The sequence below is a fragment of the Pseudomonas sp. NBRC 111139 genome, from assembly GCF_001753955.1.
Taxonomy (GTDB): domain Bacteria; phylum Pseudomonadota; class Gammaproteobacteria; order Pseudomonadales; family Pseudomonadaceae; genus Aquipseudomonas; species Aquipseudomonas alloputida.
The window spans coordinates 1-25,518 of sequence record NZ_BCBP01000054.1; the positions used below are offsets into that span (position 1 = coordinate 1).

Genomic DNA, 25,518 nt, shown 5'->3' on the forward strand with positions numbered 1-25,518 from the left:
CCTCGGCCGAGTAGCGGCCCTGGGCCACGTACTGGCGCTGCAGCTCGTTACGCACACCTTCGAGGGTGGCACGCTGGAAGATCTCGCCTTCGGCCAGGCCCGATTGTTTCAGGCCCTTCATCAGGTCTTCGGTGCTGATCGCCTTGTTGCCTTCAATCTCGATGCTCGACACCGACGGGCGCTCGACCACGTTGATGATGAGCACATTGCCATCGCGGCTCAACTGGATGTCCTGGAAGAACCCGGTCTTGAACAAGGAACGAGTCGAGTCCACCAGGCGGCGGTCGTCGGCCTGGTCGCCAACGTTCAGCGGCAAGGCACCGAACACACTGCCAGCGGAAACCCGCTGCAGGCCGTTGACGCGAATATCGGAGATGGTGAAGGACTCGGCGTGAACTTCAGCGATCATCAGTGCGGACATGACCGCAGTTAGCAGCAGACGTTTCATGAAGTCCTTTTATTCCAACTGGCAATAAACAACCTGCCGTCACAAAACGGCAGGTTCGCAATTGAGCGAAGCTTTATAGTCGACCCAGATCGTTGATCAGGGCGAGCAACATCACCCCTATGACCAAACTGATACCGATCTGAACCCCCCAACCTTGCACCCGATCCGACAGCGGACGACCGCGCGCCCACTCGACCAGGTAAAACAGCAAATGCCCCCCGTCCAGTACTGGAATGGGCAGCAGGTTAAGAACCCCCAGGCTTATGCTCAGGTAGGCCAGGAAATTCAGGAAATCCCCCACGCCGGACTGGGCTGAAGCGCCCGCCACTTTAGCAATGGTTATCGGTCCACTCAAGTTTTTTACCGAGAGCTCCCCGAACAGCATTTTCTTCAGCGATTCAAGGGTCAGGACGCTCATGTTCCAGGTACGCGACAAGCTCTCACCCACCGCATCCAGCGGGCCGTAGCTGATTTCGCGGAGCATGTTGGCAGGCCATTCGCCACCTTTGACGCCAGCGCCAAGATAGCCACCGACGGCCTTGCCCTCCCCCTTGCGGGCCAAGGTCACCGGCAACTCCAGGGCAGCGCCATCGCGCTCCACTCGCACCACGACCTTGGCATCCGGGCGGGCGCGCACGCGGTCGACAACCTGCTGCCATTCAGTCACTGCCACATCGTCCAGAGCCAGCAGCTTGTCACCGGTTTTCAGGCCCGCAGCGGCAGCCGGCCCCTTCGGATCGATCTCGGCCAGCACCGGGGTGATCGCCGGGCGCCAAGGGCGCAGCCCCAGGGATTGAATCGGGTCCGGCTCGTCGGCGCCCTTGAGCCAACTGTCCAGCTTGACCTGCAGCTGACGCTCGGCGCTGGCGCCCTCATCGCGCACACCAATCTGCAAGGTACCGCTCTCGCCCAGACGACGAACCAGCTGCAAATTGACCGCCGACCAACCGTTGGTCGGCTTGCCATCTACAGAAACGATTTCCTGACCTGCGGTCAGCCCTGCAGATGCTGCCAGGCTGCCACTGTCGACCGCGCCGATAACCGGGCGGACTTGCTGGGTACCCAGCATCGCCAGCACCCAGAAAAACAGGATAGCCAGCAGAAAATTGGCGATCGGGCCTGCCGCGACAATCGCAATACGCTGGCGCACCGACTTGCGGTTGAACGACTGCCCGGCCAGCGCCGGCGGCACATCGCCTTCGCGCTCGTCGAGCATCTTGACGTAGCCACCCAGAGGAATGGCCGCAACAACGAACTCGGTGCCGTGGCGGTCATGCCACCGCAGCAGCGGCGTGCCGAAACCCACCGAGAAACGCAGCACCTTGACGCCGCAGCGGCGCGCCACCCAGAAGTGCCCGAATTCGTGGAAAGTGACCAGCACACCCAACGCCACGAGGGTGCCGATAATCATGTAGAGCGCTGTCATGTCCATCTCCGAATGATGTTCAGCGGGCGGGCATTCCTGCCCAGCCCCCTCACGAACCTTGGCGGGGCTGCATCAGCGGCCGTGACGCCTCAACCACTCACGGGAAAGCTCCCGGGCACGCTGATCGGCGGCAAATACCGCATCCAGCGACGGCAGCGGCACGACCGGTTCCTGGTCGAGTACCTGTTCGATCATACCCGCGATCTCCGGGAAGCGGATGCGCCGTTCAAGAAATGCCTCGACCGCAACCTCGTTGGCCGCATTGAGCACAGCAGGTGCGCTGTTGCCGGCCTCGGCAGCCTGCCGCGCAAGGCGCAGGCAAGGGAAGCGTTGTTCGTCGGGCGCCTGGAAATCCAGACGGGCGATGGCGAACAGGTCCAGAGGGGCAACCCCGGAATCGATCCGCTCCGGCCAGGCCAACGCGCTGGCGATCGGCGTACGCATGTCCGGGTTACCCAACTGCGCGAGTACCGAACCGTCCACGTAGTCGACCAGCGAGTGGATTACGCTCTGCGGGTGCACCACCACCTCAACCTTGGATGGCACGGCATCGAACAACCAGCAGGCTTCGATCAACTCGAGGCCTTTGTTCATCATGCTGGCCGAATCCACGGAAATCTTGCGCCCCATGGACCAGTTAGGGTGCGCACAGGCTTGCTCCGGGGTCACGTCCAGCAGCGCCTCGACCGGCGTTTCGCGGAACGGCCCGCCGGACGCGGTAAGCAGGATCCGGCGCACACCGACGGCACTCAGACCACGGGCGTAGTCGCCTGGCATGCACTGGAAGATAGCGTTGTGTTCGCTGTCGATCGGCAGCAGCACGGCCCCTTTTTGCCGCACCGCCTCCATGAACAGTGCGCCCGACATCACCAGTGCTTCCTTGTTGGCCAGCAACACCTTCTTGCCGGCCTCGACCGCTGCCAGCGTGGGCCGCAGGCCGGCAGCACCGACAATGGCTGCCATCACTGCATCCACTTCAGCGGCCGACGCCACCTGACAAAGCCCGGCCTCACCTTCCAGCACCTCGGTGGTGCAGCCGGCCGCAGCCAGACCCGCACGCAACCTCACCGCCGCCTCAGTGCTCGGCACCACAGCGAATGCCGGGCGATGACGCACACATAAGGCCAACAGCTCGTCGATGCGCGAATAGCCAGTGAGGGCAAACGCTTGATAACGGTCAGGATGACGCGCAATCACATCCAGCGTGCTCAGGCCAATGGAGCCGGTGGCCCCGAGTACGGTAATACGCTGCGGGCGACTCACATCACACCCCATTCGGCAGCCCACAACAGGACGGCGAAGATCGGGATTGCCGCCGTCAGGCTGTCAATGCGATCGAGCACACCCCCATGCCCGGGCAACAGATTGCTGCTGTCCTTGATACCGGAGCGACGCTTGAACATGCTCTCGGTCAGGTCACCGACCACCGAGGACATCACCAGCAACGCAGCGCCCAACAGGCCCAGCAGGATCTGACCAAAGCCCCAGTCGCGGCTGATGCCGACACCCAGGGTAATCAACAGGCTGACCGCCAGGCCACCGTACACGCCTTCCCAGCTCTTGCCCGGACTGACCTGCGGAGCCAGCTTGCGCTTGCCGAATGCCCGGCCAGAGAAGTACGCACCGATGTCGGCGGCCCACACCAGCACCATGACGGACAGGATCAGCCAGTTGCCCAGGGGCCAGTGCTTGAGCAGCACCAACCCTTGCCAGGCCGGCAGCAACACCAGCAGGCCGATCAGCAACCGACAGGCAGCACTGGCCCACAGGTCGCTGCTGCGCGGGTAGGTAAGCACCAGCCAGGTGGCCAGCCCCCACCAGATCACCGCAGCGCCCAGTACCCAGGGCGCCAGTTCCGGAAGGATGTACAGCAGCATCAGCGCCCCCGCGACCACCGCTGCATAGGCAATGCGCAGCGGCTGGGCCATCAGCCCGGCCAGGCGCGCCCACTCCCAGGCACCGAGGGTCACTACGAAGCCGATGAACAGGGCGAAATCCCCGCCATTGAGCAGGAAGAAACCACCCAGCGCGACCGGCAGCAGGATCAGCGCAGTAATGATGCGTTGTTTAAGCATTAAGCACGAGCTCCAGCCTCGACCTGCTCGCTGGTCTTACCGAAGCGGCGCTGGCGCGAAGCGAAATCGGCCAGGGCATTGCGCATGGCCTCGTGTTTGAAGTCCGGCCAGTAGAGGTCGGAGAAGTACAACTCGGCATAGGCCAGCTGCCACAACAGGAAATTGCTGATGCGGTGCTCGCCACCGGTGCGAATACAAAGGTCTGGTAACGGCAGCTCGCCGGTTGCCAGACAGGTCTGCAGCAGGCCCGGCGTGATGTCTTCCGGGCGCAGGTGCCCGGCTTGCACTTCCCGCGCCAGCCGCTGGGCAGCCTGAGCGATGTCCCACTGGCCACCGTAGTTGGCTGCTATCTGCAGAATGAAGCGGTTGTTGCCAGCGGTCACTGCCTCGGCCTCGCGCATGGCGGCCTGCAGCTCAGGATGGAAACGCGAACGGTCGCCGATGATGCGCAGGCTGATATTGTTCTCGTCAAGGCGCTTGGCCTCACGGCGCAGCGCCGAGAAGAACAGCTCCATCAGCGCACCGACCTCTTCGGCAGGGCGCTGCCAGTTCTCGCTGGAGAAGGCGAACAGGGTCAGTACCTCGACCCCGGACTTGGCACAGACTTCGATGACCGCGCGAACGGCGTCCACACCCGCCTTGTGCCCGGCCACGCCGGGCAGCAGGCGCTTTTTCGCCCAGCGGTTGTTGCCATCCATGATGATCGCGACATGACGCGGCACCGAGGACGGCGCCGCTGGCTTGGTCTTTTCCATTAAAAAACCCCGGCCTTAGACGGCCATCAGGTCCTTTTCCTTGGCTTTGAAGGCAGCATCGACTTCGGCGACGAACTTGTCAGTCAGCTTCTGGATCTCGTCCGCGGCGCGACGCTCTTCGTCTTCGCTGATTTCCTTGTCCTTGGTCAGCTTTTTCAGGTCAGCCAGGGCGTCGCGGCGCACGTTGCGCACGGCTACCTTGGCATCCTCGGCAACACCGCTGGCCTGCTTGGTGTAGCCCTTGCGGGTTTCCTCGGTCAGGGCCGGCATCGGGACACGGATGGTGGTACCGGCGCTGGACGGGTTAAGGCCCAGATCGGAGGTGAGGATGGCCTTTTCGATGGCAGCGCTGAGATTCTTGTCGTGAGCGACGATCTTCAGGGTGCGGGCATCTTCGACGGTGATCGCGGCGACCTGGTTCAACGGCATTTCGCTGCCCCAGGCGGTAACCTTGACGCTGTCCAGGATGCTTGGGTGAGCGCGACCGGTGCGGATTGCAGCCAGGTTGCGGGACAGGGCTTCGATGGACTTGCCCATGCGCTCCTGCGCGTCTTTCTTGATGTCGTTGATCATGCTTGGCCTTCCTCGATCAGTGTGCCTTCAGCGCCACCCACCACGATGTTCAGCAGGGCGCCAGGCTTGTTCATGTTGAATACCCGCAATGGCATCTTGTGGTCACGGCACAGGCAGATTGCGGTCAGGTCCATCACACCCAGCTTGCGATCCAGAACCTCATCGTAGGTCAGGTGATCGAATTTCTCGGCATGCGGGTCCTTGAATGGATCGGCAGTGTACACGCCATCGACCTTGGTCGCCTTCAGCACCACGTCAGCATCGATTTCGATGGCGCGCAGGCAGGCCGCGGAGTCGGTGGTGAAGAACGGGTTGCCGGTACCGGCGGAGAAAATTACCACATCCCCGGAGTTGAGGTGACGAATAGCTTTGCGGCGATCGTAATGATCGGTGACACCCACCATGGAAATGGCCGACATGACCAGGGCCGGGATGTTCGAGCGCTCCAGCGCATCGCGCATGGCCAGGCCGTTCATCACGGTAGCCAGCATCCCCATGTGGTCACCCGTGACGCGATCCATGCCGGCTGCGCTGAGCGCGGCGCCGCGGAACAGGTTGCCACCACCGATCACTAGGCCGACCTGGACGCCGATCCCTACCAACTGGCCAACTTCAAGCGCCATGCGATCCAGCACTTTCGGGTCGATCCCGAAGTCTTCCGAGCCCATCAGGGCCTCGCCGCTAAGTTTGAGCAAAATGCGTTTATAGCGAGGTTGGCGACCACTCACCTGCTGAGCCATTGCGAGTCTCTCCTGCGGCGTACTTTTAGAAAATTCGTGCGGGCTGTTTGCAGCCTGCTAACTGTAGCGTGGCACCGCTTCGGTGCCAGCGAAGAGGGAGTCGTATAAACCCCTCTCCGTTTTGACAAAGAGGCTGCGCGCGTGAGCGGGCAGCCTCTTTGGGGCGACAGACGGGGCTGTCTTACTGCTTGGCAGCAGCTACCTGAGCGGCAACTTCAGCAGCGAAGTCGTCGACTGGCTTCTCGATGCCTTCGCCTACTTTGAAGTAGGTGAAGGAAACGATTTCTGCACCGGCTTTCTTGGCCAGCTCGCCAACCTTGACTTCCGGGTTCATGACGAAGGCTTGCTCTTTCAGCGAGGCTTCGGCTTTGAACTTGGTGATACGACCGTTGATCATGTTCTCAACGATGTTTTCCGGCTTGCCGGCGATCTTGTCGGCGTTCAGCTGCAGGAAGACATTCTTCTCGCGCTCAATGGCCTCGGCGGAGATTTCCGACGAATCCAGGAACTCAGGGTTCGAAGCCGCAACGTGCATGGCGATGTTCTTCGCCAGCTCCACGTCACCGCCTTTCAGAACGACGACAGCGCCGATCTTGTTGCCGTGCAGGTAGGCACCGACAACGTCACCCTCAACGCGCACCAGGCGACGGATGTTGACGTTCTCGCCGCACTTGGCAACCAGGGCTTCACGAGCAGCTTCACGCGAGGCGATCAGCGGAGCGGCGTCGGTCAGCTTCTGGGCGAAGGCTTCTTCGAGGCTTTCGGCCACGAAGTTCTTGAAGTCGTCTTGCAGGGCCAGGAAGTCGGTCTGCGAGTTCACTTCCAGCAGGACGGCGGATGTACCGTCGGTCTTGACGGCGATAGCGCCTTCAGCAGCGACGTTGCCAGCCTTTTTGGCGGCCTTGATGGCGCCCGAGGCACGCATGTCGTCAATGGCTTTCTCGATGTCGCCGCCGGCCTTTTCCAGGGCCTTTTTGCAATCCATCATGCCTTCGCCGGTACGCTCGCGCAGTTCTTTTACCAGCGCTGCAGTAATTGCTGCCATTTCAAAATCCTCTTGGAAAGTTTTTCAACCATTCCACCCGTCAATCACGGGCGTTCAATTCTGCAAATCCGCTGTTTTCATTTCAGCAGGCCCATGATGCGGGGCCGATGCTGACAGCAGGATTTCAAGGTGGCAAAAAGGGGGCAAAGCCCCCTTTTTGCGTGCCAAGTAGACGCTAGCGCCTATTACTCAGCAGCAGGTGCAGCCGCTTCTTCAGCGTAAACTTCGGTGCCGCCGGCAACGTTGTTGCGGCCGCGGATGACTGCGTCAGCCATCGAAGTCATGTACAGCTCGATAGCGCGAATGGCGTCATCGTTACCTGGGATGATGTAGTCAACACCTTCCGGGCTGCTGTTGGTATCGACAACGCCGATAACCGGGATACCCAGCTTGTTGGCTTCGGTGATCGCGATGCGCTCGTGATCAACGTCGATAACGAACAGAGCGTCTGGCAGACCGCCCATGTCCTTGATGCCGCCCAGGCTGCGATCCAGTTTTTCCAGGTCGCGGGAGCGCATCAGGGCTTCTTTCTTGGTCAGCTTGGCGAAAGTGCCGTCTTCGGCCTGGGTTTCCAGGTCGCGCAGACGCTTGATCGAAGCGCGGATGGTCTTGTAGTTGGTCAGCATGCCGCCCAACCAACGGTGGTCAACGTACGGCGAACCGCAACGAGCTGCTTGCTCGGCGACGATCTTGCCGGCGGAACGCTTGGTGCCGACGAACAGGATCTTGTTCTTGCCCTGGGCCAGGCGTTCTACGAACGACAGAGCGTCGTTGAACATTGGCAGGGTTTTTTCCAGGTTGACGATGTGGATCTTGTTACGCGCGCCGAAAATGTACTTGCCCATTTTCGGGTTCCAGTAACGGGTCTGGTGGCCGAAGTGCACACCGGCCTTCAGCATATCGCGCATGTTGACTTGGGACATGATAGTTCCTTGATAAGTCGGGTTGGGCCTCCACGTATCCCAATGACCAACCCGCGAATTCTGCAACTCGGGGCACCCAGGTCATCGTGTCGACACGTGTGTGGGTTAAGTGCTGACGGGGTCGTCCCCGAAAGCGGCGCATTTTATACCACAGACCGCGAGCGAACGGAACCCGGATACTGTTGCGTCTGTCAGCACTTTTTGCAGCACCCCGGCTTTCGCGCCAGAATGCCAGCTGTAGACAACAGCATGACCGCCTTTATCCCGACCGATCGGCGCCCTGCTCTGCTAGAATCCGGCCTTTCCCGTTTGTTCGCGCCGTGCACGGCGCCGTAGAGAGCCTGTAATGACCGTCACCATCAAGACCGCAGAAGACATCGAGAAGATGCGCATCGCTGGCCGCCTGGCCGCCGAAGTGCTGGAAATGATCGAAGAACACGTCAAGCCCGGTGTCACCACCGAAGAGCTCGACCGCCTGTGCCACGATTATATCGTCAACGTTCAGCAGGCCATCCCGGCACCGCTCAACTACAAGGGCTACCCGAAGTCGATCTGCACCTCGATCAACCATGTGGTCTGCCACGGCATCCCCAACGACAAGCCGCTCAAGGACGGTGACACGCTCAATATCGACGTCACCGTGATCAAGGACGGCTACCACGGCGACACCAGCCGCATGTTCCACGTCGGTAACGTGCCGGTCTGGGCCGAGCGCCTGTCCAAGGTCACCCAGGAATGCATGTACAAGGCCATCGAGCTGGTCAAGCCGGGCTGCCGCCTGGGCGACATCGGTGAAGTGATCCAGAAGCACGCGGAAAAGAACGGCTTCTCGGTAGTGCGCGAGTTCTGCGGTCATGGCATCGGCAAGGTGTTCCATGAAGAGCCGCAGATCCTCCACTACGGCCGCGCGGGCACGGGCATGGAGCTGAAGGAAGGCATGACCTTCACCATCGAGCCGATGATCAACCAAGGCAAGGCCGACACCAAGGTGCTGGGCGACGGCTGGACCGCCATCACCAAGGACCGCAAGCTCTCGGCCCAGTGGGAACACACTTTGGTGGTGACTGCGACTGGCTACGAGATCTTCACCCTGCGCAAGGACGACACCATCCCGCGCACTTCGGCCTGACCGCACTCCGACAGGCCACCCCACGACAGGAACGTGACGCGATGCCCCAGGTGGACCCCGAGCTGTTCGACCGTGGCCAGTTCCAGGCGGAACTGGCCCTCAAGGCGAGCCCCATCGCCGCCTTCAAGAAAGCCATCCGCCTGGCCGGCGAGGTGCTCGACAAACGTTTTAGCGCCGGCAGCGACATCCGCCCGCTGATCGAGGCCCGCGCCTGGCTCGTCGACAATATCCTGCAACAGGCGTGGAACCAGTTCGACTGGGGCGACCAGAGCGGCATCGCCCTGGTTGCGGTGGGCGGCTACGGGCGCGGTGAACTGCACCCGCACTCGGACATCGACCTGCTGATTCTGCTGGGCGCTGCCGAGCACGAGCAGTACCGCGACGCCATCGAGCGCTTTCTGACCTTACTGTGGGACATTGGCCTGGAAGTCGGCCAGAGCGTGCGCACCGTCGACGAGTGCGCCGAACAGGCCCGCGCCGACCTGACGGTGATCACCAACCTGATGGAAAGCCGCACCATCGCCGGCCCCGAGGCCTTGCGCCAGCGCATGCTGGAAGTCACCAGCACCGCGCACATGTGGCCGAGCAAGGAGTTCTTCCTGGCCAAGCGCGCCGAACTCAAGGCCCGCCACCACAAGTACAACGACACGGAGTACAACCTCGAACCCAACGTCAAGGGTTCGCCAGGTGGCCTGCGTGACATCCAGACGGTCCTTTGGGTGGCCCGCCGCCAGTACGGGACGCTCAACCTGCATGCACTGGCCGGCGAAGGCTTCTTGCTGGAAAGCGAGAATGAACTGCTGGCTTCGTCCCAGGACTTCCTCTGGAAAGTCCGTTATGCCCTGCACATGCTGGCCGGACGCGCCGAAGACCGCCTGCTGTTCGACCACCAGCGCAGCATCGCCACGCTGCTGGGCTACAGCGATGAAAACCCCAAGCGGGCGATCGAACAGTTCATGCAGCAGTACTACCGGGTGGTGATGAGCATCAGCCAGCTGTGCGACCTGATCATCCAGCACTTCGAAGAGGTTATCCTTGCCGACGAGGAAAGTGGCAGCACCCAGCCGCTGAACGCGCGGTTCCGCCTGCATGACGGCTACATCGAGGCCGCCCATCCGAACGTGTTCAAGCGCACGCCATTCGCCATGCTGGAAATCTTCGTGCTGATGGCCCAACACCCCGAGATCAAGGGCGTGCGTGCCGATACCGTGCGCCTGCTGCGCGAACACCGCCACCTGATCGACGACACGTTCCGCACCGACATCCGCAATACCAGCCTGTTCATCGAGCTGTTCAAGTGCGAAATCGGCATCCACCGCAACCTGCGCCGGATGAACCGCTACGGCATTCTCGGCCGTTACCTGCCAGAGTTCGGCCTGATCGTCGGGCAGATGCAGCATGACCTGTTCCACATCTATACGGTCGACGCGCATACCCTCAACCTCATCAAGCACCTGCGCAAGCTGCAATACACGCCGGTGTCCGAGAAATTCCCGCTGGCCAGCAAGCTCATGGGGCGCCTGCCCAAACCCGAGCTGATCTACCTGGCCGGCCTGTACCACGACATCGGCAAGGGTCGCCAGGGCGACCACTCGGAAATCGGTGCAGTGGACGCGCAGAAGTTCTGCGAACGGCACCAGTTGCCGGCCTGGGACAGCCGCCTGATCGTCTGGCTGGTGCAGAACCACCTGGTGATGTCGACCACCGCTCAGCGCAAGGACTTGTCCGACCCGCAGGTGATCAACGACTTTGCCCTGCACGTGGGCGACGAGACGCGCCTTGACTACCTGTACGTACTGACCGTGGCCGACATCAACGCCACCAACCCCAGCCTGTGGAACTCGTGGCGGGCCAGCCTGCTGCGCCAGCTGTACACCGAAACCAAGCGCGCCCTGCGCCGCGGCCTGGAAAACCCGCTGGACCGTGAAGAGCAGATTCGCCAGACCCAGTCGTCAGCGCTGGATATCCTGGTGCGCGAGGGCACCGACCCGGATGACGTCGAGCAGCTATGGGCGCAACTGGGCGATGACTATTTCCTCAAGCACACGGCCGCCGACGTGGCTTGGCACACGGATGCGATCCTGCAGCAACCGGCCGATGGCGGGCCGCTGGTGCTGATCAAGGAAACCACCCAGCGCGAGTTCGAAGGCGGCACGCAGATCTTCATCTATGCCCCCGACCAGCACGATTTCTTCGCCGTGACGGTGGCGGCCATGTCGCAGTTGAACCTGAACATCCACGACGCACGAATCATCACGTCGAGCAGCCAGTTCACCCTCGACACCTATATTGTGCTGGACAACGACGGCGGCTCGATCGGCGACAACCCGCAGCGGGTCAAGCAGATTCGCGACGGCCTGACAGAAGCGCTGCGCAACCCCGAGGACTACCCGACCATTATCCAGCGCCGGGTGCCGCGGCAGCTCAAGCACTTCGACTTCCCGCCGCAAGTGACCATCCTCAACGATGCCCAGCGGCCGGTGACCATCCTCGAAATCACCGCGCCAGACCGCCCAGGCCTGCTGGCCCGGCTGGGGCGGATCTTCCTGGAGTTCGACCTGTCACTGCAAAACGCCAAGATCGCCACCCTCGGCGAACGGGTAGAAGACGTGTTCTTCATTACCGATGCCGACAACCAGCCGCTGTCAGACCCGCAGCTGTGCAGCCGCCTGCAGGAAGCCATCGTGCAGCAACTGCAGGCCGGCCAAGGTAGCGACACCAGCCAGACCCGCGTGACCTTTTAACGATTAGACGATTGACGAGACCTTGCGCCGATGAACCATGCCTTGACCCAGCTTCAGCCCTATCCGTTCGAAAAGCTTCGCGCCCTGCTGGGCAGCGTGAAGCCTGCGGCGGACAAACGCGCCATCGCCCTGTCGATCGGTGAGCCGAAGCACGAATCGCCGGCGTTCGTTGCCCAGGCCATGGCCGACAACCTCGACAAGCTGGCGGTTTACCCCAGCACCCTTGGTTTGCCAGCCCTGCGCCAGGCCATCGGCCAGTGGTGCGAACGACGCTTTGGCGTGCCCGCCGGCTGGCTGGACGCCGACCGCCACATCCTCCCGGTCAACGGCACCCGTGAAGCGCTGTTCGCTTTCACCCAGGCCGTGGTCAACCGCGCCGATGACGGCCTGGTGATCAGCCCCAATCCGTTCTACCAGATCTACGAAGGCGCAGCGCTGCTGGCCGGTGCCACCCCGCACTACCTGCCGTGCCTGGAAAACAACGGTTTCAACCCGGACTTCGACGCCGTACCGGCCGAGGTGTGGAAGCGTTGCCAGATCCTGTTCCTGTGCTCGCCGGGCAACCCTACCGGTGCGCTGGTGCCAATGAACACCCTGAAGAAGCTGATTGCCCTGGCTGACGAACACGACTTCGTGATCGCCGCCGACGAGTGCTACAGCGAGCTGTACTTCGACGAGGACGCACCACCGCCAGGTCTGCTGTCGGCATGCGCCGAGCTTGGCCGCAGCGATTTTGCGCGCTGCGTGGTGTTCCACAGCCTGTCCAAGCGCTCCAACCTGCCTGGGCTGCGCTCGGGCTTCGTCGCGGGCGATGCCCAGATCATCAAGCCGTTTTTGCTGTACCGCACCTACCACGGCTGCGCGATGCCGGTGCAAACCCAGCTGGCCAGCATCGCTGCCTGGCAGGACGAGGCGCATGTGCGCGCGAACCGCGACCAATACCGAGCCAAGTACGATGCCGTGCTGGATATTCTGCAGCCGGTACTGGACGTGCAACGCCCGGACGGCAGTTTCTACCTGTGGGCCAAGGTACCGGGCGACGATGCCGAGTTCACCCGTGATCTGTTCGAAGCCCAGCATGTGACCGTGGTACCGGGGTCGTACCTGTCGCGTGAAGTGAATGGCGTGAACCCGGGTGCCGGGCGCGTGCGCATGGCACTGGTTGCACCGCTGGCCGAATGCATCGAAGCGGCGGAGCGGATTCGCGCCTTCCTGCAAAACCGCTGATCTGGCAGGGGCCTGTGGGAGCGGGTTACCAGCGCGGCACGGCCGGTGCCATTTACCGCGCTGGATTCTTCGCGGGTAAACCCGCTCCTACAGGGGCTGCAACGCAGCCCTCTTGGGATCTACTTGACTGAACCCAGGTTCGCCTCACTCATATCCAGCTCACCCAGTACTTGCCGCACCACCTCATCCCCCACCAGGTGCTGGCGATGCAGGTTATACAATTCCAGCCGCTGCGCCCTCAGGGCACGCAAGCGTAAACGCCGCTCCAGCAAGTCCATCTGTGCGGCCAGGGCCTTGGCTTCAGCACTGTCGTCGTAGCTTTCCAGCTCATCCCGGTACTCAGCCATCAAGCGCGCCTTCAACTCGGTCGCCAACGTTGCCTGCGCAGCATCCTGCGGTGCGTTGCTGTCGATCACCTCTTCTGCCTCCAAGGCATGAATCGCCGCCTCGGCTGTGCGCCGCCAGGCTTCCTGCACCTCTTGGTGCAAGCGCTCGTCAGGGCTCTTGGTCACCCCGCGCAGTAATATCGGCAGCGCGATGCAGGCGCTGATCAACGACAGCAGGATTACCCCCGCAGCAATGAAGATAAGCAGGTCACGCTCCGGGAACGCTGTACCAGCCCCTATCAGCAACGGGATCGACATGACACCCGCCAGGGTGACAGCGCCGCGCACACCCCCCAAGGTCAGCAACCAGCAGGAACGCGCCGTAGGCATCAGCACCAGTGCCGGCTTGCCGCGCCAGCGACGGACCACACCGATCGAGCGCCAGATACTCTGGACCCAGATGAACCGCAACAGAATCAGTGCGGCAAAGATCGCCACCACGTCCAGGCAGCGGTAGGCCAATGTCGGCCAGAGGGTCGCTTCGTGGCTGACCACAGCCTTGATGATGTCTGGCAACTGCAAGCCCAACAACAGGAAGATCAGGCCATTGAAGGCAAACTCCAGCAACGACCACACACTGCGGTTGAGCAGGCGGGTACTGGTCTGACGCGGCAGCAGGTCGAGCCAGCTCTGCATCATGCCGGCCGCCACCGCCGAGAGAATACCCGAAACGCCCAGGCGCTCGGCCAGCACGTAGGCTGCGAACGGCAGCAGCAACATGAACACCACATGGGTAGCCGGATCGTCCCAGCCCCGGGTGATCATCCACATGCGCAGGCGACCGATCAACCAGCTCAGTACCACGCCCACCGCAAGGCCGCCCAGTGCGACCAACACGAAGCTGAAGCTGGCGTCAGCCAACGAAAACACCCCGGTGATCGCCGCCGCCAAGGCGAACTTGAAGGTTACCAGGCCCGACGCGTCGTTCATCAGCGCCTCGCCCTGCAGCATGTGCATCAGGGGAGTGGGCAGGCGGTCCTGGGCAATGGCCGAAACGGCCACGGCGTCGGTCGGCGAAAGCACTGCGGCCAGGGCGAAGGCCACCGGCAACGGGATGCTCGGCAGCAACCAGTGGATGAAGTAACCGGCCCCGACCACGGTGAACAACACCAGCCCCACGGCCAGCGCCACTACCGGGCCACGAATGCGCCATAACTCACGCTTGGGGATGCGCCAGCCGTCGGCGAACAGCAGCGGAGGCAGGAACAGGAACAGGAACAATTCGGGGTCAAGGGCTACATGCAGGCCCAGCGTCGGCCACGCCAGCAAGGCACCGGCGGCAATCTGTACCAGCGGCAATGGCAGCGGGATCACACGGCCGACCAGCTTCGACAGGCTGACCAGGGTCAGCAGGATGAGGACGGTGTAGGCGGACTGCATCCGGTAAGGCTTCCTTTGAGAACCAGAAACGATAGCAAGGCGAAACATCGCCATTGGAACAATATGTTAGCGGCGACCGACGGTTCGGGGCCGCTGCACGATAGTCGCAGGTGACGGGGGAATATGTAACATGATGATACCCAGCAGATGTGCCCGGAGCTTGCGAGTCGCGCGCCCGTTATTGAAGACTTGAACTACAGCGATCCCGTCGTATAATCGAAATTAACGAATAACGTTAAGCATTCAGCTCATGATTCAAAGCTTTAGCTGTGCCGACACGGAAGCGCTCTTCACAACGGGAAAGACACGGCGCTGGTCAGATATCAAGTCAGTCGCGGAGCGCAAACTGGCCACGCTCGATGCCGCAACAGAGTTGCGAGACCTTAGGTCGCCACCTGGCAATCGCCTCGAGTCACTGAGCGGCAACCGCGCCGGCCAACACAGTATCCGTGTAAATGACCAATGGCGGTTGTGCTTCTCCTGGACAGAGCACGGGCCAGTTAACGTTGAAATTGTCGATTACCACTGAGGTGCATCATGCTCAAGAACGGTATGCGTCCAATCCATCCGGGTGAAATCCTGCGGGAGGACTTCCAAAAGGAAATGGGCTTCAGCGCCGCGGCTCTGGCCAGGGCGTTGGGTGTAGCAACGCCAACCGTCAACAACATCCTGCGCGAACGGGGCGGTGTTTCCGCCGACATGGCACTGCGTCTGTCCATCTGCCTGGACACCACCCCTGAGTTCTGGCTCAACCTGCAGACGGCCTTCGATCTGCGCACAGCCGAACAGCAACACGGCGATGAGATCATCGGGTCGGTCCAGCGCCTGGTCGCTTGAACACATCCTGATCAATAAACAGGGGCGCCAAGGGCGTGGCGCCGCGAGGATCGTTCCCGCATAATCCCGCGACTGACATCGAAAAACGGAGAGATTGGGGCAACCTGTATCCCCAATGTACACAATGACCTACACGCTCTACGGCATCAAAGCCTGTGACACCATGAAAAAGGCGCGTACCTGGCTCGAAGACAAAGCCATCGCCTACGAATTCCATGATTACAAAACCCAAGGCATCGACCGTGACAGCCTGAACCGCTGGTGCGACGAACACGGCTGGGAAGTCATCCTCAACCGTGCTGGCACCACCTTCCGCAAGCTGGACGACGCCAGCAAGGCAGACCTCGACCAGGCCAAGGCCGTCGAGCTGATGCTGGCCCAGCCGTCGATGATCAAACGCCCGGTGCTCGACCTTGGCGCGCGTACCCTGGTTGGCTTCAAGCCCGACCTGTACGCCGCTGCCCTGGCCTGAGCCCCCACCCTATTTCGCACGAGGTAATCACATGTCCAATACCCTGTTCAGCCTGGCCTTCGGTGTCGGCTCCCAGAACCGCCAGGGCGCCTGGCTGGAAGTGTTCTACGCACAACCGCTGCTCAACCCGAGCGCCGAACTGGTTGCTGCAGTAGCCCCTGTTCTCGGTTACGAAGGTGGCAACCAGGCCATCGCCTTCAGCAACGCCCAGGCCGCACAACTGGCCGAAGCCCTGAAGGGCGTGGACGCTGCCCAGGCCGCCCTGCTGACCCGCCTGGCAGAGAGCCACAAGCCGCTGGTCGCCACCCTGCTGGCCGAAGACGCTGCCCTGAGCTCGACCCCAGAGGCCTACCTCAAGCTGCACCTGCTGTCGCACCGCCTGGTCAAGCCGCATGGCGTAAGCCTGGCCGGTATCTTCCCGCTGCTGCCGAACGTGGCCTGGACCAACCAGGGCGCGGTCGACCTGGGCGAACTGGCCGAGCTGCAACTGGAAGCACGCCTGAAGGGCGAGCTGCTGGAAGTGTTCTCGGTGGACAAGTTCCCGAAAATGACCGACTACGTGGTCCCGGCCGGCGTGCGTATCGCCGACACCGCCCGTGTGCGCCTGGGCGCCTACATTGGCGAAGGCACCACCATCATGCACGAAGGCTTCGTCAACTTTAACGCGGGTACCGATGGCCCGGGCATGATCGAAGGCCGCGTTTCCGCTGGCGTATTCGTCGGCAAGGGCTCGGACCTGGGCGGCGGCTGCTCGACCATGGGCACCCTGTCCGGTGGCGGCAACATCGTCATCAAAGTCGGCGAGGGCTGCCTGATCGGCGCCAACGCCGGTATCGGTATTCCGTTGGGCGACCGCAACACCGTCGAAGCCGGCCTGTACATCACCGCGGGCACCAAGGTGAACCTGCTGGACGAGAACAACGAACTGGTCAAAGTGGTCAAGGCCCGCGACCTGGCCGGCCAGACCGACCTGCTGTTCCGCCGCAACTCGCTGAACGGCGCGGTAGAGTGCAAGACCCACAAGTCGGCCATCGAGCTGAACGAAGCGCTGCACGCTCACAACTGAGAACCCTGCCGGGTTTGAGGTGTTAAGATCGGGTCTGGCGCCAATGCACCAGACCCGATTTTCATTCCAGGCCTCGCAAACATGTTCCAGCCCTCTCCCTGGCGTGCCGACTTCGCCGCCATCGCCGCCCTGCAACGGCAGCACCAGACCTATCTGGACAGCGCCGCCACCACCCAGAAGCCGCAAGCCTTGCTCGATGCCCTGAGCCATTACTACGGCCATGGCGCGGCCAACGTGCACCGTGCCCAGCATTTGCCCGGTGCGCTGGCGACCCAGGCCTTCGAAACCAGCCGCGACAAGGTCGCCACCTGGCTCAATGCCGCAGACTCGCGGCAGATCGTGTTCACCCACGGCGCCACCTCGGCACTGAACCTGCTGGCCTATGGCCTGGAGCACCGCCTCGAAGCCGGTGACGAAATTGCCGTCAGTGCCCTGGAGCACCATGCCAACCTGCTGCCCTGGCAACAGCTGGCACACCGGCGCAACCTGCGCCTGGTGGTGCTGCCACTGGACGCCCAGGGTCGTATCGACCAGGACCAGGCACTGCAACTGATCGGCCCGCGCACCCGAGTGCTCGCCGTCAGCCAGCTGTCCAACGTGCTGGGTACCTGGCAACCGCTGCCAGCGCTGCTGGCCCATGCCCGCGCCCAGGGCGCGCTGACGGTGGTCGATGGGGCCCAGGGCGTGGTGCATGGTCGCCAGGACATGCAGCAACTGGGCTGCGACTTCTATGTGTTTTCCAGCCACAAGCTGTACGGTCCGGACGGCGTCGGCGTGCTCTATGGCCGCGCCCAGGCCCTGGAGCTGTTGCGCCACTGGCAGTTCGGTGGCGAGATGGTGCAGCTGGCGGAGTACCACAGCGCCAGCTTCCGTCCCGCGCCCCTGGGCTTCGAAGCAGGTACGCCGCCGATTGCCGGGGTGATCGGCCTGGGTGCAACGCTGGACTACCTGGCCAGCCTCGATGCCCATGCGGTCGCAGCGCATGAAGCCAGCCTGCACCAGCACCTGCTGCGTGGCTTGGGCGACCGCGAGGGCGTGCGGGTGTTGGGCGCACCGCAGACGGCCCTGGCCAGTTTCGTCATCGAGGGCGTGCACAACGCCGATATCGCTCATCTGCTGACTGAACAGGGCATTGCCGTGCGTGCCGGTCACCACTGTGCCATGCCACTGCTGAAGGGGCTGGGGCTGGAGGGCGCGATACGGGTATCGCTGGGTTTGTACAACGACAGCGATGACGTGCAGCGTTTCTTCGACGCGCTGGACCAAGGCCTGGAGCTGTTGCGATGAGCCTGCCGGAACAGGCGCACCAAGCGCTGGAAGCGTTTCAACAGGGCAAAGGCTGGGAACAGCGTGCGCGGCTGTTGATGCAGTGGGGTGACCGCCTGGAGCCGCTTGCAGACGCCGAAAAGACCGAGGCCAACCGGGTGCATGGCTGCGAGAGCCTGGTGTGGCTGGTGGCCGAGCAGATCGAGGGCGTGTGGCGGTTCAAGGCCAGCAGCGATGCCCGCTTGTTGCGTGGGCTGCTGGCGCTGTTGCTGGTGCGGGTGCAGGGGCTCGCCAGTGAGGAGCTGGCCGGGATTGATCTGCGCGAGTGGTTTACCCAGCTCGGGCTGGAGCGCCAATTGTCGCCGTCGCGCAGCAATGGGCTGCATGCGGTGTTGCAGCGGATGGCGGAGTTGGCGTCCAACCGCTGAATCGGCGCTGGTTGCTTCGCGGGCCTGCCCGCTCCCACAGGTACGGCATCATGCTTGGAAGAGATGCAATACCTGTAGCGGGCGGGCCCGCGAAGACGCCCACGCGGTCTATTCAGGCTTGACCCGTTCCGACGGCCGGCGCGCTCCAGCCACCAGTTTTTCTATCGCCTTGCTCGCCGCTACCATGCCAAAGGTCGCAGTCACCATCATCACCGCGCCAAAGCCACCCGAGCAATCCAGCCGCACGCCTTCACCGACAAAGCTTTTCTGCAGGCAAACACTGCCATCACCCTTGGGGTAACGCAGCTGTTCACTGGAGAACACGCACGGCACGCCATAGTTACGGCTGACATTACGCGAGAAGTTGTAGTCGCGGCGCAGGGTGGAACGCACCCGTGAAGCCAACGGGTCGTTGAAGGTCTTGTTCAGGTCGGCGATCTGGATCTGCGTCGGGTCAATCTGCCCACCCGCGCCACCGGTAGTGACAATGGCAATCTTGCGCCGCCGACACCAGGCGATCAGCGCCGCCTTGGCCATGACGCTGTCGATGCAGTCGATCACGCAGTCAAGGTGCTCGGTGATGTACTCGGCCATGGTCTCGCGGGTGACGAAGTCGGCCACCGCATGCACCGTACACCCTGGGTTGATCGCCCGCAGGCGCTCGGCCATGACCTCGACCTTGGGCCGCCCCACCTGCCCTTCCAGCGCATGGGCCTGGCGGTTGGTGTTGCTGACGCAGACATCGTCCAGGTCGAACAGGGTAATCTCGCCCACGCCGCTGCGTGCCAGGGCTTCGGCTACCCACGAGCCCACCCCGCCAATACCGACCACAGCCACATGGGCCTGGCCCAGACGTTGCAGCCCCTGGTCGCCATACAGCCGGGCAACGCCGGCAAAGCGTGGATCTTCTGTGCTCATGTTCATACCCCAAAAAACCGGCGCGCATTATATGCCAGTGAACCCTTGGCCTGCATCGTTAGGAAAGAGACTGCCAACCCTGCTTTAATGTCCTATCACTTCCACATGAATGGACGACGATGTCTTCACGTAAATTCGGCCTGAACCTGGTAGTGGTGCTGGCCATCGCCGCACTGTTCACCGGGTTCTGGGCACTGATCAACCGCCCGGTCTCCGCCCCCGCCTGGCCAGAACAGATCTCTGGCTTTTCGTATTCGCCGTTCCGCCTGGGCGAAAGCCCACAGAAGGGTCAGTACCCCACCGACGACGAAATGCGCCAGGACCTGGAGCAACTGAGCAAACTGACCGACAGCATCCGTATCTATACCGTGGAAGGCACCCAGGCTGACATACCGCGCCTGGCCGAGGAGTTCGGCCTGCGGGTGACGCTGGGGATATGGATCAGCCCGGACCTGGAGCGCAACGAGCGCGAAATCGCCACGGCCATCCAGCTGGCCAACACGTCGCGCAGCGTGGTGCGGGTGGTGGTCGGCAACGAAGCGCTGTTCCGTGAAGAGATCACACCGGAAAACCTGATCAAATATCTGGACCGGGTACGCGCAGCCGTGAAGGTGCCCGTGACCACCAGTGAACAATGGCACATCTGGAAGGAACATCCTGAGCTGGCCAGGCACGTCGACCTGATTGCCGCGCACATCCTGCCCTACTGGGAGTTCGTGCCGATGAAGGATTCGGTCGAGTTCGTCCTCGACCGCGCCCGTGAACTGAAGCACCAGTTCCCGCGCAAACCGCTGCTGCTGTCGGAAGTCGGCTGGCCGAGCAACGGCCGCATGCGCGGTGGTGCCGATGCCACACAGGCCGACCAGGCCATCTACTTGCGCACCTTGGTCAATACCCTCAACCGCCGTGGCTACAACTACTTTGTCATTGAAGCCTATGACCAACCCTGGAAGGCCAGCGACGAAGGTTCGGTAGGCGCCTACTGGGGTGTCTACAACGCCGAGCGCCAGCAGAAGTTCAACTTCGACGGCCCCGTGGTGGCGATCCCGCAGTGGCGGGCCCTGGCAGTGGCGTCGGTGGTGCTGGCAATGATCGCCCTGATGGTGCTGTTCATCGATGGCTCGGCCCTGCGCCAGCGTGGCCGTACCTTCCTGACGTTCATCACTTTCCTATGCGGGTCGGTGCTGGTGTGGATCGCCTACGACTACAGCCAGCAATACAGCACCTGGTTCAGCCTGACCGTGGGCGTGCTGCTGGCCCTCGGCGCGCTGGGCGTGTTTATCGTGCTGCTCACCGAGGCCCACGAACTGGCCGAGGCGGTCTGGATACACAAGCGCCGCCGCGAGTTCCTGCCCGTGCAGGCCGACAGTGCCTACCGGCCCAAGGTGTCGGTGCATGTGCCGTGCTACAACGAGCCACCTGAGATGGTGAAACAGACCCTGGACGCCCTGGCCGCCCTGGACTACCCCGACTACGAAGTGCTGGTGATCGACAACAACACCAAGGACCCGGCCGTGTGGGAGCCGCTCAAGGCCCACTGCGAAAAGCTTGGCGAGCGCTTCAAGTTCTTCCACGTCGCGCCGCTGGCCGGCTTCAAGGGTGGCGCGCTGAATTACCTGATCCCGCACACGGCAAAGGACGCCGAAGTGATCGCGGTGATCGACTCGGACTACTGCGTCGACCGCAACTGGCTCAAGCACATGGTGCCGCACTTCGCCGACCCGAAAATTGCCGTGGTGCAGTCACCGCAGGATTACCGTGACCAGCACGAAAGCGCCTTCAAGAAGCTGTGCTACAGCGAATACAAAGGCTTCTTCCACATCGGTATGGTTACCCGCAACGACCGTGACGCGATCATCCAGCACGGCACCATGACCATGACCCGGCGCAGTGTGCTGGAAGAACTGGGCTGGGCCGAGTGGTGCATCTGCGAGGACGCCGAACTGGGCCTACGCGTGTTCGAGAAAGGCCTGTCCGCCGCCTACGCCCACAACAGCTACGGCAAGGGCCTGATGCCCGACACCTTCATCGACTTCAAGAAACAACGCTTCCGCTGGGCCTATGGCGCCATCCAGATCATCAAGCACCACGCCGGCGCGCTGCTGCGTGGCAAAGGCAGCCAGCTGACCCGTGGCCAGCGCTACCACTTCCTGGCAGGCTGGCTACCGTGGATCGCCGATGGCATGAACATCTTCTTCACCATCGGCGCGCTGTTGTGGTCGGCGGCGATGATCATCGTGCCGCATCGGGTCGATCCGCCCCTGATGATCTTCGCCATCCCGCCGCTGGCGCTGTTCTTCTTCAAGGTCGGCAAGATCATCTTCCTGTACCGCCGAGCGGTGGGGGTGAACCTCAAGGATGCCTTCGCAGCTGCGCTGGCCGGGCTGGCACTGTCGCACACCATCGCCAAGGCGGTACTGTATGGTTTCTTCACCAGCAGCATGCCGTTCTTCCGCACGCCGAAGAACGCTGACAGCCATGGGTTGCTGGTGGCGATTTCCGAAGCGAGGGAAGAGCTGTTCATCATGTTGCTGCTGTGGGGCGCGGCGTTGGGTATCTACCTGGTGCAGGGGCTGCCGAGTTCGGACATGCGCTTCTGGGTGGCGATGTTGCTGGTGCAGTCGTTGCCTTATGTAGCAGCGCTGGTGATGGCGTTCCTGTCGTCGCTGCCCAAGCCCGCAGAAAAGGCTGCCGAAGCGCAGCAGGCTTGAAGTTGCCTGGGCTGACCTGTGCAGCCCATTCGCGGGCACGCCCGCGAATGGGCCGTGCTGCCCGAAACCATTTGATATAAGATAACGCCCCTCAGATTTCCCCGCCTTGCCTTGCCCCGGAGTCCCCCATGACGGCCCCTGCCGAGCTCTCGCCTACCCTTCAACTGGCCTGCGACCTGATCCGTCGCCCCTCGGTCACCCCCGTCGACGCCGATTGCCAGGCGCAGATGATGAACCGTCTGGGCGCCGTCGGTTTCCAGCTGGAGCCGATGCGCATTGAAGACGTCGACAACTTCTGGGCCACCCACGGCAGCCAGGACGGCCCGGTACTGTGTTTTGCCGGCCACACCGACGTGGTGCCTACCGGCCCGGTCCAGCAATGGCAGCATGAACCCTTCGAGGCACTGATCGACGCCGACGGCATGCTCTGTGGCCGTGGCGCCGCCGACATGAAGGGCAGCCTGGCGTCCATGGTCATCGCCAGCGAGCGCTTCGTGCAGGACTACCCGAACCACCGCGGCAAGGTCGCGTTTCTGATCACCAGCGACGAGGAAGGCCCGGCTCACCACGGCACCAAGGCGGTGGTCGAGCGCCTGAAAGCGCGCAACGAGCGCCTGGACTGGTGCATCGTCGGCGAACCGTCCAGCACCACCTTGCTGGGTGACGTGGTCAAGAACGGTCGCCGTGGTTCGCTGGGCGCCAAGCTGACCATACGCGGCAAACAGGGCCATGTGGCCTACCCGCACCTGGCGCGCAACCCGATCCACCTGGCCGCCCCGGCCCTGGCGGAGCTGGCTGCCGAGCATTGGGACGAAGGCAATGCGTTCTTTCCACCCACCAGCTTCCAGATTTCCAACCTCAATTCCGGCACCGGCGCCACCAACGTGGTCCCGGGCGAGCTGACCGCGCTGTTCAACTTCCGCTTCTCTACCGAGTCCACCGTCGAAGGCCTGCAGGCCCGAGTGTCGGCGATTCTCGACAAGCATGAACTGGACTGGTCGGTCGACTGGGCACTGTCGGGCCTGCCGTTCCTGACCGAACCAGGCGAGCTGCTCGACGCCGTGGCGGCCAGCATCAAGGGCGTCACCGGTCGCGATACCCAGCCCTCCACCAGCGGCGGTACCTCCGATGGCCGTTTCATCGCAACCATGGGCACCCAGGTGGTCGAACTCGGCCCGGTCAACGCCACCATCCACCAGGTTGACGAGCGGATCCTGGCCAGCGACCTCGATCTGCTGACCGAAATCTACTACCAGACCCTGGTCCGGTTGCTCGCCTGATGCTTGCCTGCCCGCTTTGCCAGGCGCCGCTGAGCCGGCTCGATAATGGTGTGGTGTGCCCGGCCGGCCACCGCTTCGACCGCGCCCGCCAGGGTTACCTGAACCTGCTGCCGGTGCAGCACAAGAACAGCCGCGACCCCGGTGACAACCAGGCGATGGTCGAGGCACGCCGCGACTTTCTCGACGCCGGCCATTACGCGCCAGTCGCCCGCCGCCTGGCCGAGCTGGCCGCCGAGCGCCAGCCTGGCGCCTGGCTGGACATCGGCTGCGGCGAGGGTTACTACACCGCACAGATCGCCCAGGCCTTGCCGGCCGCCGACGGCTATGCGCTGGACATCTCCCGCGAAGCGGTCAAGCGCGCCTGCCGCCGAGCACCGGCGGTCACCTGGATGGTCGCCAGCATGGCCCGCGTGCCGCTGACCGACGCCAGCTGCCAGTTCATCGCCAGCGTTTTCAGCCCGCTGGACTGGGCCGAGGCCAAGCGCTTGCTCAGCCCCGGCGGCGGCCTGATGCGGGTCGGCCCCACCAGCGGCCACCTGATGGAACTGCGTGAAGTGCTCTACGATGAAGTACGCCCTTACGCCGACGACAAGCACCTGGCCCTGGTCCCTGAAGGCATGGCCCACGCCCACAGCGAAACCCTCGAGTTCCGCCTGAGCCTGGCCGCGCCCAAGGCCCGCGCCGACCTGCTGGCCATGACCCCACACGGCTGGCGCGCCAGCGCCGAAAAACGTGCCCGGGTGATCGACCAGCCCGAGCCGTTCGAGGTCACGGTTTCCATGCGTTATGACTATTTCGTGCGCCAAGACTGAGCACACCCGGAGCCCTTATGCGTCAACCTGATATCGAGATCTACCTGAAGGACGCCGACGTCGACCACAAGCAGATTGCCGAGTGGCTCGCCCAGGCAATCGGCCCGTGCACCGAGTGGAAGCAGAAAGGCCATACCTTCAAATGCCAGGCCGGTAACATTCCGGTCACTTGGTTACCCAAGGCTGTAGGGAAATGGAACAGCCTGTACCTGGAAAGCGACCAGACGCCGTGGGCGGATGACGTTGCCTGCGCCCGCGCCGCATTTGCCGCGCTGGGTGTGGAAGTGCGCTGTGCGCCGGGTGGCTGGGTCGAGGAAGACGGGGAAGAAGATGCTGACCGCTGGGTCCGCATCAGCGCCGACGGTGAAGAGGAAATCACCTGGCGTACATCATGAAACGGCAGGCTTGCTCGTTTCTGTAGCAGCGGGCTTACCCGCGAACACGGGCCACGCCCGTGGCAGCCACCGTGGTGGCTGCTTCGCGGGCAAGCCCGCTCCTACGGCTTGAAACCAGAGGCTCAGAGGCCCACTACGTCTTCGGCTTGCAGGCCTTTCTGGCCCTGCACGCAGGCGTACTCCACCCGCTGCCCTTCGACCAGGGTACGATGCCCCTCACCGCGAATCGCCCGATAGTGGACGAACACATCCGCACCACCTTCGCGCTGAATGAAGCCATAACCCTTGGCATCGTTGAACCACTTTACATTCCCAGTCTCACGAGACGACATCTGAACTACTCCGGATTTTTATTGTGAAGATCGCCTTGCAGGCATGAGGTCACCTGCCCCGTGCCAACGCCGCTTGCCGAAATATCCTGCAAGTGGCAGGCCGAGTATATGACACAGAACAAAAAAAATTGATGACGGTCCCGTCGTTGG

Annotated in this window: 25 protein-coding genes; 13 read left to right on the top strand and 12 right to left on the bottom strand. The window is 62.7% G+C overall.

From position 1 onward, the window contains the following. The 9 genes from BJQ17_RS21110 to rpsB form a co-directional block, all read right to left on the bottom strand. Window positions 1-448, bottom strand: a 448-nt coding sequence (locus tag BJQ17_RS21110; RefSeq protein WP_083285088.1) for a POTRA domain-containing protein, incomplete at its 3' end; no start/stop codon positions are given. 73 nt (window positions 449-521) lie between these two features. Then, the gene (rseP, locus tag BJQ17_RS21115; protein WP_004574728.1) at window positions 522-1,874 is read right to left on the bottom strand and encodes an RIP metalloprotease RseP; all 1,353 of its coding nucleotides are present in this window, start codon (window positions 1,872-1,874) and stop codon (window positions 522-524) included. 72 nt (window positions 1,875-1,946) lie between these two features. Further along, window positions 1,947-3,137, bottom strand: coding sequence for a 1-deoxy-D-xylulose-5-phosphate reductoisomerase (gene ispC, locus BJQ17_RS21120; RefSeq protein ID WP_004574729.1), 1,191 nt, complete (start codon window positions 3,135-3,137; stop codon window positions 1,947-1,949). After that, window positions 3,134-3,949, bottom strand: a complete 816-nt coding sequence (locus BJQ17_RS21125) for a phosphatidate cytidylyltransferase (RefSeq protein ID WP_003252301.1) — start codon at window positions 3,947-3,949, stop codon at window positions 3,134-3,136. The genes ispC and BJQ17_RS21125 overlap by 4 nt, the downstream gene beginning before the upstream one ends. Further along, a complete protein-coding gene (gene uppS / locus BJQ17_RS21130; RefSeq protein ID WP_003252299.1) occupies window positions 3,949-4,704 on the bottom strand; it encodes a polyprenyl diphosphate synthase in 756 nt (251 codons plus the stop codon). The genes BJQ17_RS21125 and uppS overlap by 1 nt, the downstream gene beginning before the upstream one ends. Window positions 4,705-4,719: 15 nt before the next feature. Beyond that, window positions 4,720-5,277: a ribosome recycling factor gene (gene frr / locus BJQ17_RS21135; protein ID WP_003252296.1), complete on the bottom strand. Its 558-nt coding sequence runs from the start codon at window positions 5,275-5,277 to the stop codon at window positions 4,720-4,722. Then, complete coding sequence (gene pyrH / locus BJQ17_RS21140; RefSeq protein WP_003252294.1) at window positions 5,274-6,017, bottom strand: UMP kinase; 744 nt, start codon at window positions 6,015-6,017, stop codon at window positions 5,274-5,276. The genes frr and pyrH overlap by 4 nt, the downstream gene beginning before the upstream one ends. Window positions 6,018-6,198: 181 nt before the next feature. After that, window positions 6,199-7,062 (bottom strand): translation elongation factor Ts, encoded by an 864-nt coding sequence (tsf, locus tag BJQ17_RS21145; protein ID WP_003252290.1) that lies wholly within the window; start codon window positions 7,060-7,062, stop codon window positions 6,199-6,201. Between the two features lie 185 nt (window positions 7,063-7,247). Then, on the bottom strand, window positions 7,248-7,985 hold the full coding sequence (gene rpsB / locus BJQ17_RS21150) for a 30S ribosomal protein S2 (protein WP_003252287.1): 738 nt from the start codon (window positions 7,983-7,985) through the stop codon (window positions 7,248-7,250). 346 nt (window positions 7,986-8,331) lie between these two features. On the opposite strand from rpsB, the gene map reads away from it, so the two are divergent. From map to dapC, 3 genes are read left to right on the top strand one after another with little or no spacing between them, the layout of a single operon-like run. Then, window positions 8,332-9,114, top strand: a complete 783-nt coding sequence (gene map / locus BJQ17_RS21155; RefSeq protein ID WP_003252286.1) for a type I methionyl aminopeptidase — start codon at window positions 8,332-8,334, stop codon at window positions 9,112-9,114. Between the two features lie 41 nt (window positions 9,115-9,155). Further along, window positions 9,156-11,858: a [protein-PII] uridylyltransferase gene (locus BJQ17_RS21160; protein ID WP_003252283.1), complete on the top strand. Its 2,703-nt coding sequence runs from the start codon at window positions 9,156-9,158 to the stop codon at window positions 11,856-11,858. Between the two features lie 30 nt (window positions 11,859-11,888). Beyond that, window positions 11,889-13,085, top strand: coding sequence for a succinyldiaminopimelate transaminase (gene dapC, locus BJQ17_RS21165; RefSeq protein WP_003252280.1), 1,197 nt, complete (start codon window positions 11,889-11,891; stop codon window positions 13,083-13,085). 119 nt (window positions 13,086-13,204) lie between these two features. Here dapC and BJQ17_RS21170 read toward each other — a convergent pair whose 3' ends face one another. Then, window positions 13,205-14,851, bottom strand: coding sequence for a Na+/H+ antiporter (locus tag BJQ17_RS21170; protein WP_060546238.1), 1,647 nt, complete (start codon window positions 14,849-14,851; stop codon window positions 13,205-13,207). Between the two features lie 250 nt (window positions 14,852-15,101). Between BJQ17_RS21170 and graT the strand changes: the two genes are divergently transcribed. The 6 genes from graT to BJQ17_RS21195 all read left to right on the top strand — a co-directional run bounded on the left by graT (window position 15,102) and on the right by BJQ17_RS21195 (window position 18,920). Then, the gene (graT, locus tag BJQ17_RS30320) at window positions 15,102-15,380 is read left to right on the top strand and encodes a type II toxin-antitoxin system toxin GraT (protein ID WP_003252277.1); all 279 of its coding nucleotides are present in this window, start codon (window positions 15,102-15,104) and stop codon (window positions 15,378-15,380) included. A gap of 8 nt (window positions 15,381-15,388) precedes the next feature. Then, window positions 15,389-15,688, top strand: coding sequence for a type II toxin-antitoxin system antitoxin GraA (gene graA, locus BJQ17_RS21175; RefSeq protein WP_003252274.1), 300 nt, complete (start codon window positions 15,389-15,391; stop codon window positions 15,686-15,688). 124 nt (window positions 15,689-15,812) lie between these two features. Continuing rightward, a complete protein-coding gene (locus BJQ17_RS21180; protein WP_003252272.1) occupies window positions 15,813-16,160 on the top strand; it encodes an ArsC family reductase in 348 nt (115 codons plus the stop codon). A 31-nt stretch (window positions 16,161-16,191) separates the two neighbouring features. Next, window positions 16,192-17,226 carry a 2,3,4,5-tetrahydropyridine-2,6-dicarboxylate N-succinyltransferase gene (gene dapD, locus BJQ17_RS21185; protein ID WP_003252270.1) on the top strand — a complete coding sequence of 345 codons (1,035 nt, stop codon included), beginning with the start codon at window positions 16,192-16,194 and terminating at the stop codon, window positions 17,224-17,226. A gap of 81 nt (window positions 17,227-17,307) precedes the next feature. Then, window positions 17,308-18,513, top strand: a complete 1,206-nt coding sequence (locus tag BJQ17_RS21190; RefSeq protein WP_070096588.1) for a cysteine desulfurase — start codon at window positions 17,308-17,310, stop codon at window positions 18,511-18,513. Further along, a complete protein-coding gene (locus BJQ17_RS21195; RefSeq protein ID WP_003252266.1) occupies window positions 18,510-18,920 on the top strand; it encodes a SufE family protein in 411 nt (136 codons plus the stop codon). Before BJQ17_RS21190 ends, BJQ17_RS21195 begins: the two co-directional genes overlap by 4 nt. A 108-nt stretch (window positions 18,921-19,028) precedes the next feature. Here the strand turns inward: BJQ17_RS21195 and tcdA are convergent, their stop codons facing one another. Beyond that, complete coding sequence (gene tcdA, locus BJQ17_RS21200; protein ID WP_003252264.1) at window positions 19,029-19,838, bottom strand: tRNA cyclic N6-threonylcarbamoyladenosine(37) synthase TcdA; 810 nt, start codon at window positions 19,836-19,838, stop codon at window positions 19,029-19,031. Window positions 19,839-19,957: 119 nt separating this feature from the next. Between tcdA and BJQ17_RS21205 the strand changes: the two genes are divergently transcribed. From BJQ17_RS21205 to BJQ17_RS21220, 4 genes are all read left to right on the top strand, one after another. Further along, entirely contained in the window at window positions 19,958-22,549 is a 2,592-nt protein-coding gene (locus BJQ17_RS21205; RefSeq protein ID WP_070096589.1) for a glycosyltransferase, read from the top strand. Between the two features lie 128 nt (window positions 22,550-22,677). Further along, entirely contained in the window at window positions 22,678-23,829 is a 1,152-nt protein-coding gene (dapE, locus tag BJQ17_RS21210; protein WP_004574734.1) for a succinyl-diaminopimelate desuccinylase, read from the top strand. Continuing rightward, window positions 23,829-24,641, top strand: a complete 813-nt coding sequence (locus BJQ17_RS21215; protein ID WP_003252259.1) for a putative RNA methyltransferase — start codon at window positions 23,829-23,831, stop codon at window positions 24,639-24,641. Before dapE ends, BJQ17_RS21215 begins: the two co-directional genes overlap by 1 nt. A 17-nt stretch (window positions 24,642-24,658) precedes the next feature. Continuing rightward, window positions 24,659-25,036 carry a hypothetical protein gene (locus BJQ17_RS21220; protein WP_010952612.1) on the top strand — a complete coding sequence of 126 codons (378 nt, stop codon included), beginning with the start codon at window positions 24,659-24,661 and terminating at the stop codon, window positions 25,034-25,036. Between the two features lie 122 nt (window positions 25,037-25,158). On the opposite strand, the gene BJQ17_RS21225 is transcribed toward BJQ17_RS21220, so the two are convergent. Continuing rightward, on the bottom strand, window positions 25,159-25,368 hold the full coding sequence (locus BJQ17_RS21225; RefSeq protein ID WP_003252255.1) for a cold-shock protein: 210 nt from the start codon (window positions 25,366-25,368) through the stop codon (window positions 25,159-25,161). Window positions 25,369-25,518 lie beyond the last annotated feature (150 nt).

Excerpts from the sequence above, each read along its gene's own strand:
- BJQ17_RS21160 (WP_003252283.1), top strand. The coding sequence starts at position 9,156 with ATGCCCCAGGTGGACCCCGAGCTGTTCGACCGTGGCCAGTTCCAGGCG.
- dapE (WP_004574734.1), top strand. The coding sequence starts at position 22,678 with ATGACGGCCCCTGCCGAGCTCTCGCCTACCCTTCAACTGGCCTGCGAC.
- pyrH (WP_003252294.1), bottom strand. The coding sequence starts at position 6,017 with ATGGCTCAGCAGGTGAGTGGTCGCCAACCTCGCTATAAACGCATTTTG.
- BJQ17_RS21180 (WP_003252272.1), top strand. The coding sequence starts at position 15,813 with ATGACCTACACGCTCTACGGCATCAAAGCCTGTGACACCATGAAAAAG.
- rpsB (WP_003252287.1), bottom strand. The coding sequence starts at position 7,985 with ATGTCCCAAGTCAACATGCGCGATATGCTGAAGGCCGGTGTGCACTTC.
- BJQ17_RS21205 (WP_070096589.1), top strand. The coding sequence starts at position 19,958 with ATGTCTTCACGTAAATTCGGCCTGAACCTGGTAGTGGTGCTGGCCATC.
- dapC (WP_003252280.1), top strand. The coding sequence starts at position 11,889 with ATGAACCATGCCTTGACCCAGCTTCAGCCCTATCCGTTCGAAAAGCTT.
- BJQ17_RS21190 (WP_070096588.1), top strand. The coding sequence starts at position 17,308 with ATGTTCCAGCCCTCTCCCTGGCGTGCCGACTTCGCCGCCATCGCCGCC.
- tsf (WP_003252290.1), bottom strand. The coding sequence starts at position 7,062 with ATGGCAGCAATTACTGCAGCGCTGGTAAAAGAACTGCGCGAGCGTACC.
- uppS (WP_003252299.1), bottom strand. The coding sequence starts at position 4,704 with ATGGAAAAGACCAAGCCAGCGGCGCCGTCCTCGGTGCCGCGTCATGTC.
- tcdA (WP_003252264.1), bottom strand. The coding sequence starts at position 19,838 with ATGAGCACAGAAGATCCACGCTTTGCCGGCGTTGCCCGGCTGTATGGC.
- dapD (WP_003252270.1), top strand. The coding sequence starts at position 16,192 with ATGTCCAATACCCTGTTCAGCCTGGCCTTCGGTGTCGGCTCCCAGAAC.
- BJQ17_RS21170 (WP_060546238.1), bottom strand. The coding sequence starts at position 14,851 with ATGCAGTCCGCCTACACCGTCCTCATCCTGCTGACCCTGGTCAGCCTG.
- BJQ17_RS21225 (WP_003252255.1), bottom strand. The coding sequence starts at position 25,368 with ATGTCGTCTCGTGAGACTGGGAATGTAAAGTGGTTCAACGATGCCAAG.
- BJQ17_RS21125 (WP_003252301.1), bottom strand. The coding sequence starts at position 3,949 with ATGCTTAAACAACGCATCATTACTGCGCTGATCCTGCTGCCGGTCGCG.
- frr (WP_003252296.1), bottom strand. The coding sequence starts at position 5,277 with ATGATCAACGACATCAAGAAAGACGCGCAGGAGCGCATGGGCAAGTCC.
- BJQ17_RS21195 (WP_003252266.1), top strand. The coding sequence starts at position 18,510 with ATGAGCCTGCCGGAACAGGCGCACCAAGCGCTGGAAGCGTTTCAACAG.
- BJQ17_RS21220 (WP_010952612.1), top strand. The coding sequence starts at position 24,659 with ATGCGTCAACCTGATATCGAGATCTACCTGAAGGACGCCGACGTCGAC.
- graA (WP_003252274.1), top strand. The coding sequence starts at position 15,389 with ATGCTCAAGAACGGTATGCGTCCAATCCATCCGGGTGAAATCCTGCGG.
- rseP (WP_004574728.1), bottom strand. The coding sequence starts at position 1,874 with ATGACAGCGCTCTACATGATTATCGGCACCCTCGTGGCGTTGGGTGTG.
- map (WP_003252286.1), top strand. The coding sequence starts at position 8,332 with ATGACCGTCACCATCAAGACCGCAGAAGACATCGAGAAGATGCGCATC.
- graT (WP_003252277.1), top strand. The coding sequence starts at position 15,102 with ATGATTCAAAGCTTTAGCTGTGCCGACACGGAAGCGCTCTTCACAACG.
- BJQ17_RS21215 (WP_003252259.1), top strand. The coding sequence starts at position 23,829 with ATGCTTGCCTGCCCGCTTTGCCAGGCGCCGCTGAGCCGGCTCGATAAT.